The organism is Amycolatopsis sp. AA4 (genome assembly GCF_002796545.1).
Taxonomy (GTDB): Bacteria; Actinomycetota; Actinomycetes; order Mycobacteriales; family Pseudonocardiaceae; genus Amycolatopsis.
In genome coordinates, this window is sequence record NZ_CP024894.1 from 6920921 (window position 1) to 6933761 (window position 12841).

The 12841-nt window shown below is 70.4% G+C and carries 14 protein-coding genes; 7 read left to right on the forward strand and 7 right to left on the reverse strand.

The window, feature by feature from the left end; all coding sequences use genetic code 11:
• Positions 1-86 precede the first annotated feature (86 nt).
• Complete coding sequence (locus tag CU254_RS31915) at positions 87-764, forward strand: GntR family transcriptional regulator (RefSeq protein ID WP_009082793.1); 678 nt, start codon at positions 87-89, stop codon at positions 762-764.
• Positions 765-766: 2 nt separating this feature from the next.
• Here CU254_RS31915 and CU254_RS31920 read toward each other — a convergent pair whose 3' ends face one another.
• Positions 767-1195 carry an EVE domain-containing protein gene (locus tag CU254_RS31920; RefSeq protein WP_009082795.1) on the reverse strand — a complete coding sequence of 143 codons (429 nt, stop codon included), beginning with the start codon at positions 1193-1195 and terminating at the stop codon, positions 767-769.
• Positions 1196-1288: 93 nt separating this feature from the next.
• Positions 1289-1657, reverse strand: coding sequence for a VOC family protein (locus CU254_RS31925; RefSeq protein ID WP_009082797.1), 369 nt, complete (start codon positions 1655-1657; stop codon positions 1289-1291).
• Positions 1658-1720: 63 nt separating this feature from the next.
• Between CU254_RS31925 and CU254_RS31930 the strand changes: the two genes are divergently transcribed.
• Positions 1721-2170 (forward strand): MarR family winged helix-turn-helix transcriptional regulator, encoded by a 450-nt coding sequence (locus CU254_RS31930; protein WP_009082799.1) that lies wholly within the window; start codon positions 1721-1723, stop codon positions 2168-2170.
• Between the two features lies 1 nt (position 2171).
• Here the strand turns inward: CU254_RS31930 and CU254_RS31935 are convergent, their stop codons facing one another.
• Entirely contained in the window at positions 2172-3815 is a 1644-nt protein-coding gene (locus tag CU254_RS31935) for a thiamine pyrophosphate-binding protein (protein WP_009082801.1), read from the reverse strand.
• Positions 3816-3986: 171 nt separating this feature from the next.
• Here CU254_RS31935 and CU254_RS31940 point away from each other — a divergent pair, with 171 nt between their 5' ends.
• A complete protein-coding gene (locus CU254_RS31940) occupies positions 3987-5354 on the forward strand; it encodes a wax ester/triacylglycerol synthase family O-acyltransferase (RefSeq protein ID WP_037715483.1) in 1368 nt (455 codons plus the stop codon).
• 4 nt (positions 5355-5358) lie between these two features.
• Here the strand turns inward: CU254_RS31940 and CU254_RS31945 are convergent, their stop codons facing one another.
• Positions 5359-6309, reverse strand: coding sequence for an aldo/keto reductase (locus CU254_RS31945; protein WP_009082804.1), 951 nt, complete (start codon positions 6307-6309; stop codon positions 5359-5361).
• Between the two features lie 87 nt (positions 6310-6396).
• On the opposite strand from CU254_RS31945, the gene CU254_RS31950 reads away from it, so the two are divergent.
• On the forward strand, positions 6397-7626 hold the full coding sequence (locus CU254_RS31950) for an MFS transporter (protein WP_009082806.1): 1230 nt from the start codon (positions 6397-6399) through the stop codon (positions 7624-7626).
• Here CU254_RS31950 and CU254_RS31955 read toward each other — a convergent pair.
• From CU254_RS31955 to CU254_RS31965, 3 genes are read right to left on the reverse strand one after another with little or no spacing between them, the layout of a single operon-like run.
• Entirely contained in the window at positions 7583-8068 is a 486-nt protein-coding gene (locus CU254_RS31955) for a MaoC family dehydratase (RefSeq protein ID WP_009082808.1), read from the reverse strand. The two genes, CU254_RS31950 and CU254_RS31955, sit on opposite strands and share 44 nt — an antisense overlap.
• A gap of 34 nt (positions 8069-8102) precedes the next feature.
• Entirely contained in the window at positions 8103-9485 is a 1383-nt protein-coding gene (locus CU254_RS31960; RefSeq protein WP_037715486.1) for an amidase, read from the reverse strand.
• Positions 9485-10414, reverse strand: a complete 930-nt coding sequence (locus CU254_RS31965; RefSeq protein WP_063632059.1) for a D-2-hydroxyacid dehydrogenase — start codon at positions 10412-10414, stop codon at positions 9485-9487. Before CU254_RS31965 ends, CU254_RS31960 begins: the two co-directional genes overlap by 1 nt.
• 162 nt (positions 10415-10576) lie before the next feature.
• Between CU254_RS31965 and CU254_RS31970 the strand changes: the two genes are divergently transcribed.
• From CU254_RS31970 to CU254_RS31980, 3 genes are read left to right on the forward strand one after another with little or no spacing between them, the layout of a single operon-like run.
• A complete protein-coding gene (locus CU254_RS31970) occupies positions 10577-11317 on the forward strand; it encodes an Asp/Glu/hydantoin racemase (protein ID WP_009082813.1) in 741 nt (246 codons plus the stop codon).
• A 46-nt stretch (positions 11318-11363) separates the two neighbouring features.
• Entirely contained in the window at positions 11364-12098 is a 735-nt protein-coding gene (locus CU254_RS31975; RefSeq protein WP_009082814.1) for an aspartate/glutamate racemase family protein, read from the forward strand.
• 3 nt (positions 12099-12101) lie between these two features.
• The gene (locus CU254_RS31980) at positions 12102-12788 is read left to right on the forward strand and encodes a GntR family transcriptional regulator (protein ID WP_009082816.1); all 687 of its coding nucleotides are present in this window, start codon (positions 12102-12104) and stop codon (positions 12786-12788) included.
• The last annotated feature ends 53 nt before the right edge of the window (positions 12789-12841 follow it).

Below are 12841 nucleotides of genomic sequence, written 5' to 3' on the forward strand. Positions count from 1 at the left end.
TAGTATATTATTTAGCGCAACAAACGGACCGGTTACCGTGGCCTGGACACTCCGCCCCGGCGGAGTGCGAAGGGGAGGCGACAGGGATGTCCACGACGCACGAGCAGGCCGGGCTCAGCAAGAGCCAGCACACCTACCAGGTGCTGAAGTCCCGGATCACCGCGGGCGAGTACCCGGCCGGGCACCGGCTCGTGCTGGGTTCGCTGGCCAAGGAATTCGACGTGAGCACGGTCCCGGTGCGCGAAGCGGTTCGGCTGCTGCAGGCCGAGGGGCTGGTGCACTTCGAGCGCAACGTCGGCGCGACCGTCGCGGCGATCGATCCGATCGGCTACGAGCACACGATGCAGATGCTCGCGATCGTGGAAAGCGCGGCGACCGCGCTCGCCGCGCCGCACCTGACGGCCGACGACCTCGCCCAGGCGCGCGAACTCAACGACCGGATGCGTGCCGGCCTCGACCAGCTCGAACCGGTCGAGTTCACCCGGCTCAACCACGAGTTCCACGAGGTGCTCTACCGCCGCTGCCCCAACCCCAGCCTGGTCGATCTGGTCAAGAAGGGCTGGGCCCAGCTCGCCGCGATCCGCGATTCGACGTTCTCGTTCGTGCCCGCCCGCGCGCTCGCTTCGGTGGCCGAACACGACCAGCTGCTCGACCTGATCCGTTCCGGCTCCGGCCCCGAATGGATCGAGCACTGCGCGCGGGCGCACCGGTCAGCGACGCTGGACGCATTCCTCAGCTGGGAAGCCGACGCGCACCACAGCTGACTTCACCCGGTCATCCGCGCGAGGATCGTCGCGAAGTCCTGCTGTGGAATGGGAAACAAGCCGCGGCGAAACGGCAAACCCCAATGCGTGGGGTCGGCGACAAACGACAACTGGCCGACGAGCGGTTTGGCGTCCACCCGCTGGCAAGCGTGAAAAGAAGCCGCTAGCCGCCATGGCTGGAAATCGTCGCTGACGTAGGCCTGGTAAGGCTTTTCGCCGGTGATGGTGGCCCACGCGGTGAACTGCCGGACGGGCGTGCCGCCCTGCAAACTGGTGCGCGGCGAGTAGAAAAGCATTTCGTCGCCGGGCCGCGGCTGGCGAAGACGTTTGCCAGCCCCGTGATCTGCTTGCGTGAAACCGCCTTCGATAGCCGCTTCGACGTGGTCCAGCGTGACGGTGTTGATCCAGAATCGCTGACCGGGACGGATCACTTCGCGGTCATCCCTTCGACGAGACCGGTCGTCGGCCTGCCGAGGAGCCGGGAAAGATCGGCGGCGACGACGGCCAGCGCCTCGGCCAGGCGCTCAGCCACGGTCGTGGAGGGTGACGTGGTAGCCGTCGGGGTCGGCGAAGGTGAACGTGCGGCCGAAGGGACCGTCGATCGGCGCGGAGACGATGCGGTGGCCGTCGGCGACAAGCGCGTCGTGGATGGCCTGGACATCGGTGGCGAGCAGCCAGATCGCGGCGCCGACGCCGGGCTGGGCGACGGAGTCGAGGTCCGTGCCGGGGACGACCTCGCGGAGGGCGAACGCGATCGGCTTCGTTTCGAAGACGACGGCGTGCGGCGGTCCGGCCGGCGAGCGGACGAGGCCGAGGTAGCGCTCGTAGAACGCCTGTGAAGCGTCCAGGTCACGCGCCTGGAGCGAGAGGAAATCGGGGCCGACAGCGGGCATGGGACTGCTCCTTTTCATCATGTCAGGTTCCTGACACGACTCACTGTATGTCAGAATCCTGACATGAGTCAAGACGGTGGCGGGATCGACCTGGACAAGTCGCTGGGCTACCTGCTGAAAGAGGCGTCGAGCGCGCTGCGGGCGGCGATGGAGGAGGTGCTGCGTCCGCTCGGCATGACGGTGACGCACTACTCCTGCCTCGAACTGCTGGCGCAACGACCCGGCCTGTCGAACTCCGAGCTGGCGCGGGGCGCGTTCGTCACCCGGCAGTCGATGAACGTGCTGCTCCAAGCCCTCGAACGAGACGGCTACGTAACCCGGCCCGCGGAAGCACCCGTCGGGAAGGCGCTTCCCACCCGGCTCACTCCGCGCGGACGGCGGAGCCTGGAAAAGGCGAGCGCCGCGGTGCGGGCGGTCGAGGTCCGGATGCTGTCCGGGCTGACCGAAACCGAGCAGGCGGACGCGCTCCGGATCCTGCGGAGCATGACCGATTCCCTGCGGGACGGCGGATAGCTCAGCGCGGTTTCCGGTACCACCGCGGCGAAGTGTTCAGCGGCGGCTTGAGCTTCGCGCGCACCACCAGCACGTTCGGCTCGTCCGATTCCACGAATTCGCTCAGCAGCCGGCGAAACGCGCGGCCGAAGCCGGACACCCGGTCCGCGTGCACGCCGAACGAACGGGCCAGTCCGACGAAATCCGGGCTGTCCCAGTCGACTCCGCGATGCGGCAGGCCTTCCTGGTCCTGGTCGAAGCGCAGCATTCCGTAGCCGCCGTCGTCGACGACGACGACCGTCACCGGCAGCTGTTCCTCGGCAAGCGTCGCCAAATCCCCTACCGCGTAAAGGAAACCGCCGTCGCCGGTCACGCACAGGACGCGCCCGCCGCCGACCGCCTCGGCTGCCGCGCCCGCGCCGAGCGACGCCGGGAAGCCGTAGCCGAGCGTGCCCCAGCCCATGGGATACGCCAGCCGCCGCGGCGCGCGGACCCGGTGGAAGCCGCCGATCCAGTATCCGGCGACGCACATGTCCGCGACGATCGTCCCGTCCGCCGGGAGCACTTCCTCCAAAGTGGACAGAAAGTCGGCGGCCTGCGGTTCCTCGTCGCGGATGCGCCCGCGCACCCGGCGGCCGATGCCGGCCAGCCGCGCGGTGAGTTCGTCCAGGCCGGGCCGCGGTTCCGGGTGCAGGGATTCGACGACGCGGCGGGCGTCGCCGACCAGGGTGACGTCCGGGCGGTAATTCTTCGCCGCGTCTCCGGCGTCGACGTTGATCGCGATCAGTTTCGGCGGCGCGGGCATCTGCCAGTTCTGCGTCATCAGGCCGTCGAAATCGGTGCCGATCGCGAGCACCACGTCGGCCTCGTCCCACAGCTGCCCGACCTCCGGCGCGTGCACCGGATTCGGGGCCAGGCAAGGATGATCGAGCGGAAGCAGGCCGCGCGCGCCGAACGTGGTGAGCACCGGCGCGGCCAGCTGGCGCGCGAGATTCCCGATCGCTTCCCCGGCTTCCGAGCGCAACGCACCGCCGCCCGCCCAGATCAGCGGACGGCGCGCGGACGCCAGCAGTTCCGATGCGCGAGGCAGATCCGGCAGGTCGAGCACGCGTTCGGCGGGCGGCGCGGGCGGTTCGCGCGGCGGGCTGGGTTCGCGGAGGAAATCGGTCGGAATACCCAAATACACCGGACCGCTTTGCGGCATCAGCGCGAGCCGGGCGGCGCGGTGCAGCGTCGCGGCGATCTGGTCCGCGCGATGCACCGTGAAACCGGCCTTCGTCACCGGCGCGAACATCGCCTGCTGGTCGGAAGTTTCGTGCAGCACGCCCCGCACGACACCCGGACGGCGCAACGTCGACGGAATGTCCGTGGCGATCACGAGCACCGGAGCCGCGGACGCCATCGCCTCGCCGACCGCGCCGAGCGTGTTCGCCGCGCCGGGGCCGGTGGTCACGAGCGCGACGCCGAGTTTTCCCGTCCTGCGGGCATAACCGTCGGCGGCGTAGCCCGCGGTCTGTTCGTGCCGGACGTTGACGAGCCGGATCCCGGTGTCCGCCAACGCCTCCCACAGCGGCAGGTTGTGGACCCCCGGCAAGCCGAACACCACCTCGGTCCCGAGAGCCGTGAGCGCGTCCCCCAGCTGCTGAGCTCCAGTCCGTCCTGCCACGCCAGCGATGGTATCCGCCTCGCGTAAGCAGCTGCAGACACGTCACCGGACAGGGTTTGTCACCGGTTGTCCCCCACCTGGCCGCGAGATCTGAAGCACCGCCTTTTTCGTGCGTACACTCCGGGGGCCGGGGACGCCGAGGTCCCCGACACGGCGGAAAGGGGTGGCACGATGCCGTTGATGCCGGTGACCGACTCGATGTTCCTGATGGTCGAAACCCGCGAGCATCCGATGCACGTCGGCGGGCTCCAGCTGTTCCGCAAACCCGAGGGCGCCGGCGACGACTATCTGCGCGACCTGCGCCGCTCCCTGCTCGAATCGGACAACATGCGCAGCGTGTTCCGGATGCGGCCGAGCCGTCCGGTGAACACCGTCGGGCACGTGCGCTGGTCGCGGGACACCGACCTGGAACTCGACTACCACTTCCGGCATTCCGCGCTGCCGCAGCCGGGCCGGATCCGCGAACTGCTCGAACTCACCTCGCGCTGGCACAGCACGCTGCTCGACCGGCACCGGCCGCTGTGGGAAACGCACCTCATCGAAGGACTGCGCGACGGCCGGTTCGCGGTGTACTCGAAGATCCACCACGCGCTGATGGACGGCGTTTCGGCGTTGCGCCATCTGCAAGGCACGCTGTCCGACGACCCGGCCGACCTGGACTGCCCGCCGCCGTGGGGTGCCCGCGACAAGCCAGCCGCGAACCACAACGGCCGGGCCGCCAAATCGCCGTTCGCCCTGGTGGGCAAGACGTTCGAGCAGGTCGCGGGGATCGCGCCGGCCGCGGCGAAGGTGGCGCGCGAGGCGTTTCGCGAGCACCGGCTCATGCTGCCGATGCAGGCGCCGAAGACGATGCTGAACGTGCCGATCGGCGGCGCGCGCCGGTTCGCCGCGCAGTCCTGGCCGCTCGACCGGGTGCGCGAGGTCGCGACCGCCGCGGGCGTGTCCCGCAACGACGTCGTGCTCGCGATGTGCTCGGGCGCGCTGCGCGACTACCTGATCGAACAGAGCGCGCTGCCGGACGCGCCGCTGGTCGCGATGGTCCCGGTGTCGCTGCGCCGCCGCGACACCGGCGACGCGACCGGCAACAACATCGGCGCGCTCCTGTGCAACCTGGCCACCGACCTGACCGACCCGGCACAGCGGCTGGCCGCGATCTCCGAATCGATGTCGAACGGCAAGAAGCTGTTCTCGCAGCTGTCGCCGCTGCAGACGCTGCTGCTGTCCGGGATCAACGTGGCGCAGCTGGGCGCGTCGCCGATCCCCGGTGTCGTCGGCAACACGCGCCCGCCGTTCAACCTGGTGATCTCGAACGTGCCGGGCCCGCGCAAGCAGATGTACTGGAACGGCGCGGCGCTCGACGGCATCTACCCGGCGTCGGTGCTGCTCGACGGGCAGGCCCTGAACATCACGCTGACCAGCAACGGGGACAACCTCGACTTCGGTGTCACCGGCTGCCGGCGCAGCGTCCCGCACCTGCAGCGGATCCTGACGCACCTGGACACGGCGCTGGCCGAGCTGGAGTTCGCGACCCGGGGATAACCGGTCAGTCGATGCCTTCCGGGCTGGCCCCGCCGACCGGCACGGCGTCGGCGACCAGGCGATCGATCTCGGCGAGGTCATCCGGGTCGAGCTGGAGGACGGTCGCGCTCCGTTCGATGCTGGCCGGGCGGCGGGCGCCGACGATGGCGACGTCGACCTTCGCCAGCGACCACGCGAGGGCCAGCTGGCTCACCTCCGCGCCTCGTTCCGCGGCGAAAGAGGCGAGCCGGTCGACGATCTTCAGGTTGTGCCGCAAGGACTTTCCGCGGAAAGCGGACGAACGCGACCGCCAGTCCGAGGCATCGAAGACTGTCGACGCGGTCAACGTGCCGGTGAGAAGACCGCTGCCGAGCGCGCTGTAGGCGAGCACGCCGACGTTGTGCGCGCGGGCGTACGGGAGCGGATCGGCTTCCGCGCCGCGGCGGAAGAGGTGATACGGCACCTGCACGGTTTCCACGGTGTCGTGCAACGCGCTGAGCTGCGCGGAGTCGTAGTTCGAGACTCCGGCGTGGCGGATCTTGCCCGCGTCCGCCAGTTCCCGCAGCGTTCCGGCGACCTCGGCAGCCGGAGTCCGCGGATCGGGCCAATGGATCTGGTAGAGGTCGAGATGATCGACGCCGAGCGCGCGCAGGCTGTCGTCCACCCCTTGGACGAGCCATGCGCGGCGGGAATCGCGGACGCGTGCGGAACCGGGACGAGTCCCGCCCTTGGTCGCGATGACGACGCTGTCGCGGCGGTGGTCCAGTTCGCTGCGCAACGCCTTGCCGAGAAGAGTTTCGGCGGTGCCGTAAGCGCGAGCGGTGTCGAACAGGGTGATGCCGAGTTCGTGCGCGCGCCGGATCGCCGCGATCGCGGTGTCCTCGTCGAAACCGCCCCACTGCCCGCCGAACCCGCCGGTGCCGAAGGCGATCCGGGACACTTCGAGGCCGCTGCGGCCAAGGGTCGTCGTCCGCATGTGTCGAGCACAGCATCGCCGCCCGGCCCGGGGCGAGGGGCTCTCACCTGCTGATTATTCGGTTGACAGCCGCGGGAAGCTCGGCCGGTGAGCCTCCTGGAGCCGTTGCGGCACCGCAGTTTCCGCGCCCTCGCCGCCGGGCGGACGCTCGGCACCTTCGGCAACGCGGTCGCTCCGGTCGCGCTCGCGTTCGCGGTGCTCGACCGCACCGGGTCGGCGGTCGATCTCGGGCTGGTCGTCGGGGCGCGGTCGCTGGCGAACGTGCTGCTGCTGCTTTTCGGCGGGGTGCTCGCGGACCGGCTGCCGCGCGCGGTGATCCTGCAGGGCACCGAGATCGCGGCCGGGCTCAGCCAGGCGCTGATCGCCGTGAGTGTCCTTTGTGGATTCTCCTCGATCCCGTTTTTCGTCTCGCTGAGCTTGGTCAACGGGGCGGTCTCGGCGATGTCGCTGCCGGCCGCGGGGGCGATCACTCCGCAGACCGTGCCGCGAGAGCTGCTGGCTCCGTCGAACGCCTTGCTGCGGTTGCTGATCAACGGCGGCCGCATCGCCGGAGCGGGAGTCGCCGGGGTCGCGGTGGCGGCGGCCGGGTCCGGCTGGGCGCTGGCGCTGAACGCGCTGCTGTTCTTCGCCGCCGCACTCGCCTACCACGCGGTCCGGTTGCCATCGGCGGTACGGGCTCCGGGCAGCAGGCCGATCGCCGACCTGATCGCCGGGTGGCACGAGTTCCGGTCGCGCACCTGGGTGTGGGCGGTGGTGGCGCAGTTCGGCATCGTCAACGCCGCCGGGATCGGCACGCTCGTGGTCATCGGGCCGGTCGTCGCGGACGAGACGTTCGGCCGGTCCGCCTGGGGGCTCGCGCTGGCGACACAGACCGCGGGCGCGCTCCTCGGCGGGATCGTCGCCGCGCATTGGCAGCCGCGGCACGCCTTGTTCCTCGGGGTGGCCCTGGTGGCGTTGGACGCGCTGCCGGTGCTGACGCTCGGCTGGTGGCCGTCGCTCGTCCCGCTGCTGATCGCGATGCTCGTGGCCGGACTGGCGATGGAGCAGTTCAGCGTCGCGTGGGACGTTTCGCTGCAGGAACACATCCCGCCCGACCGGCTCGCGCGCGTGTACTCCTACGACATCCTGGGGTCGATCGCCGCGATGCCGCTCGGGCAGATCGCGGCGGGTCCCCTCGTGCAGCACTTCGGCCGCGAGACGGTGCTCGTCGCGTGCGGAGTGCTGAGCCTCGTCGCGACCGGGCTTGCGCTGTGCAGCCGCGAGGTCCGGAACCTCACGAACCGGCCGGCGGCTCCGGTCGCACCGATAGGAAGTTGACCGCGCTCGCGCTGAACACCAGCTCGTTGTCGCCGTTGAACAGTTCCAACCGGGTGCGCACGAGACCGCGGTCGGGCTTCGACTTCGACCGCCGGGCCTCGGTGACCGTCGCGCGCATCCGCAGCAGGTCCCCCGGCCGCACCGGACGCGGCCAGCGCAGTTCGTCCACGCCCGGGCTGCCGAGGCTCGCGACCGACGACAGGTAGTGGTCGGCGAACATCCGCATCATCAGGCTCGACGTGTGCCAGCCGCTCGCGATCAACCCGCCGAACGGGCCCGCCTTGGCCGCCACCGGGTCGACGTGGAAGCTCTGCGGGTCGTACTTCCCGGCGAACTCGATGATCTCCGCCTCGGTGACGGTCGTGTCGCCGAACTCGTACACCGCCCCCTCGGGGTAGTCCTCGAACCAGCGGTCGTCGATGGGCGCGGTGAACTCGGTCATGCGCGCCAGCTTGCCACAGCGGGGAGCGCGGAAATCACGGCGCGGCCCAGGGCCGGACCTCCTCCAGCAGCTTCGCCACCGCCAGCACCAGGTCGTCCGAATGCCGCGGGCCGACGATCTGCAGGCCCACCGGGAGGCCAGCTTCGGTGCGCCCGGCCGGGACGCTGATCGCCGGCTGCTGCGTCATGTTGAACGGGTAGGTGAACGGCGTCCACTCCGGCCATTCGGTCATCCCGCTGCCCGGCGGCACGTCGTGGCCCGCTTCGAACGGCGGGATCGGGACGGTCGGCGTGAGCAGCACGTCGTAGCGGGTGTGGAACTCGCCCATCAGGATGCCGAGCGCGGCGCGTTCCGCGGTGGCGTCGAGATAATCGCTCGCGGAGTAGGTGCGGCCCTTTTCCCACACGCGGCGCAGGCCCGGGTCGACCCGCGGTTCGCTGCCCGGCGGGAACGCGTCGAGGGATTTCGCCGCGCCCGCCGACCACAGCACGTCGAAGGCGTCCTTCGGGTCGGCGAATCCGGGGTCTGCCTGCTCCACCTGCAGTCCCGCGTCGGCGAGGGACTGCACCGCCGACTGGACGATCGCCGCGACTTCCGGGTCCACGTCGGCGAACCCGAGCGTCGGCGAGTACGCGGCGATGAGCCCGCGCACGTCGCGTCGCACTGCCTCGCGGTACGCGCTGATCGGCGGCGCGAGCCCGGTCGGGTCGCGGTGGTCCGGCAGGGCGAGGACGTCGAGCAGCAGCGCCGTGTCGTCCACGCTGCGCGCCATCGGCCCGGCGTGCGCGAGCGGGCCGAACGGGCTCGCCGGGAACAGCGGGACCCGGCCGTGGGTCGGCTTCAAGCCGACGATGCCGCAGAACGACGCGGGAATCCGGATCGAGCCGCCGCCGTCGGTGCCGACCGACAGCTCTCCCATCCCCGCCGCGACCGCCGCCGCGCTGCCGCCGCTGGACCCGCCCGCCGTCATCCGCGGGTTCACCGGATTGCGCGTGACGCCGGTGAGCGCGCTGTCGGTGACGCCCTTCCACGCGATCTCCGGCGTGGTCGTCTTGCCCAGCACGACCAGTCCCGCCTCGCGCATCCGCGCCATCACCGGGCTGTCGACGTCCCACGGCTGGTCGGCCGGGATGCTCGTGGACCCGCGCAGCGTCGGCCAGCCCTGGGTGAGGAAGATGTCCTTGATCGACGCCGGGACGCCGTCCAGCGCGCCGATCGGATTCCCGTCGCGCCAGCGGGCCTCGGCGGCTTTCGCCTGGTCGAGCGCGCGTTCGGCGTCGACGAGGCAGAAGGCGTTGACCTCGCCGTCGCGGTCCTCGATGTTCTGCAGGGCCGCCTTCGTCGCCTCGACCGGCGACAGCTCGCCGGTGGCGTAGGCGGCGACGAGTTCGCTGGCGGTCAGTTCCCGGTCGCCCATCAGGCGCCTCCCTGCGATTCGGACGGCACGTAGCCGAGCCGTTTGTCCACGACGTTCCACAACGGCTCCCCGGCCAGCCAGCGCCGGAAGTTCCCCGCGAACACCTCGACCAGCGTCCGCCGCCAGCCGACGAAATCGCCCGACATGTGCGGGGACAGCAGGACGTCCGGCATGGTCCACAGTGGACTTTCGGCGGGCAGCGGCTCGGTTTCGAAAACGTCGAGCGCGGCCCCGGCGAGCTCCCCCGCCTGCAGCGCCGCGATCAGATCGGACGTGACCACGAGTTCGCCGCGGCCCACGTTGACGAACCGCGCGGACGGTTTCATCGCGGCGAACGCGGCGGCGTCGAACATGCCCTTGGTCTGGTCGGTGAGCGGCGCGACCGCGACGACGTAGTCGAACTCCGGCAGATGCCGCGTCAGCTCGGCGGATTCGTGCACGACGCCGAAATCCGGGTCCCCGACCCGGGCGCGGCGGCCCGCTCCGGAGACCCGCATCCCGGCCGCGCGCAGCATCCGCGCGATGGCCCTTCCGATCGGTCCGGTGCCGACCACCAGCACCTCCCGCCCGGCGATCCGTTCGGTCTCGCGGTGCTGCCACGTGCCGGCGCGCTGCAGGTCGAGCGAACGCGCGAAGTCCTTGGCGAACGACAGCACGACGCCGAGCACGTACTCGGCGATGGCGTCGTCGAACACCCCGCGCGAGTTCGTGAGCACGACGTCGCTCCCGCGCAGCCCCGGGAACAGCACCGGGTCGACCCCGGCGCTCGCGATGTGCAGCCACTTCAGCCGGTCCGCGGCAGGCCACGCCCCGGGGACGGCTCCGGACAGGAAATCGTAGACAAAAAGCGCGTCGGCACCGGCAAGCGCACCGGCGAGGCCGCGCTCGTCGGTGTAACGAACTACCGCCGCGTCTTCGATAGCGGCCATGTCGGGCGGATGGTCTGCCCCGCAGAGCACTGCCAGTACGGGGTTTTCCGGGGCGATCACGATTGACACGGTAAAAGTGGCTCGTATGATTGTCAACAATCCGAGGACCACCCCGGAGCACCGGACGGGCATCGGCACAGGCGTTATTCCGGAGGCTGAACCTTGGATCTGGACTTCCTCGCGTTCGAGGGCCCGCTAGCCCAGCGCGGCATCGGCGTGATCGCGCCGTTCGACCTCGCGCTCGAGCGCGAACTGTGGCGCTGGGTGCCGATGGAGGTGTCGTTGCATCTCGCCCGCACCCCCTACGAACCGGTGCCGGTGAGCATGGAGATGGCGCAGCTGGTGAGCGACAGCAGGCACCTCGCGACGGCCACGCGCGACGTGCTGCACGTGGAGCCGGAGGTGGTCGCGTACTTGTGCACCTCGGGCAGCTTCGTGAACGGCATCGACTACGAACGCTCCCTCACCAAGGCGATCTGCGACGCCGGCGCGCCGGACGCGGTCACCACGTCGGGCGCTCTCGTCGAGGTGCTGCACCAGCTCGACCTGCGCCGGGTCTCGGTGCTGACGCCGTACGACGCCGATCTCACCGGCAAGCTCCACGATTTCCTCGCCGAGGTCGGCGTGACCACCGTGTCCAGCGACCACCTCGGCCTCGGCGGCGGCATCTGGAAGGTCAGCTACCGCACCATCGCCGAGCGGATCCTGGCCGCGGACCACCGCGACGCCGAGGCGATTTTCGTCAGCTGCACCAATCTCCCGACGTTCGACCTGATCGAACCGCTGGAGAAGGCGCTCGGCAAACCCGTGCTGACCGCCAACCAGCTGACGATGTGGGCCTGCCTGCGCCGGATGCGGCTGCCCATCGTGGGGCCCGGCCAGTGGCTGCGGGAGGTGTCTTGACCAGTCCCGCTAATATTGTCGACAATCTGCGCATCCCGGAGGTTTCGTGACCACGATCGGCTTCATCTACCCCGACCACGCGGCCGAGGACGACTACCCGCTCGCGGAACAGCTTCTCGGCGGCTCCGACTCTGCTGAAGGCGGCATTCGCCTGCCGGTCGCGCACATTTACGGCACCGACCTGCACGCCGTGCCGGAACTGCTCGACCTGGGCAGCGAAGCCCGGCTCGCGGAAGGCGCCCGGCTGCTCGCGAAGCACCAGCCGGAAGCGGTGGTGTGGGCGTGCACGTCCGGCAGCTTCGTGTACGGCTGGGACGGCGCGCGCAACCAGGCCGACCAGCTCGCCGCGGTGGCCGGGGTCCCGGCGTCGAGCACGTCGTTCGCCTTCGTGCACGCGGCGAAAGCCCTTGGCGTGCAACGGGTCGCGGTGGCCGCGAGCTACCCCGACGACGTCGCGCGGCTGTTCGTGGACTTCCTCGCCGCGGGAGGCGTCGAGGTGCTGTCGATGTCGAGCGCCGACATCGACACCGCCGCCGAGGTCGGCCAGCTCTCCCCCGAAGCGGTAGTCGACCTGGCGGTCAGCCACGACCACCCGGACGCCGACGCGGTTCTGGTGCCGGACACCGCGATGCGCACGCTCGGCGAGATCACCGACATCGAGGCGAAACTCGGCAAGCCGGTGCTGACCGCCAACCAGGTGACCATCTGGGAGGGCCTGCGCCTGACCGGCGCGACCCGCTTGGTGCGCTCGCTGGGCGCGTTGTTCCGGACGAGGGGCTGACCCGTGGTCGCACTGCCTGACATAGAACCGGTGAGCCGGGAATCGACCGCCGCGGTGATCGCGCGCCAACTGCGCGACGCGATCATGACCGGCGCGCTCCCGCCGGGCACCCAGCTCGGCGAAACCGACCTGGCCGCCCGCTTCCAGGTCTCGCGAGGCCCGCTGCGCGAGGCGATGCAGCACCTCGTGTCCGAGGGTCTGCTGCGCAGCGAACGCCACCGGGGCTTGTTCGTGATCGACCTCGAACCGGCGGACGTGTTCGACATCTACCTCGCCCGCTCGGCCGTGGAACGGGCCGCCCTGCTGTGCGCGTTCCGCGGCGACCGCGAGGCGGTGGCGGCGACGCTGGAGCAGAACGTCGCCGACATGGCCGCCGCCGCGGACGACCCGGCCGCGCTGTCCGAGGCGGATCTGCGGTTCCACGAGGCGCTGATCAACGCCTCGGGCAGCAAGCGGCTGGTCCGCATGGCCCGGACGCTGCTGATCGAGACGCGGATGTGCCTGACGTTGCTGCAAAGCACGTATCAGGGTGCGGAGGACCGGGTGGAGGAGCACACGCGGATCATCGAAGCCCTTCGGTCGGGGGACGAGGAGACCGCGTTGCACTTGCTGGACGCGCACATGGAGGACGCGATCAGCCGGTTGCTTCCGGGGCGGAGCTTGAAGGGCGGGGTCGCGGCTGGCGAGTGAGGGACGGGGTTTCGGGCGGCTGTCGCCCAAACCTCGCACCCGCACGGACACGC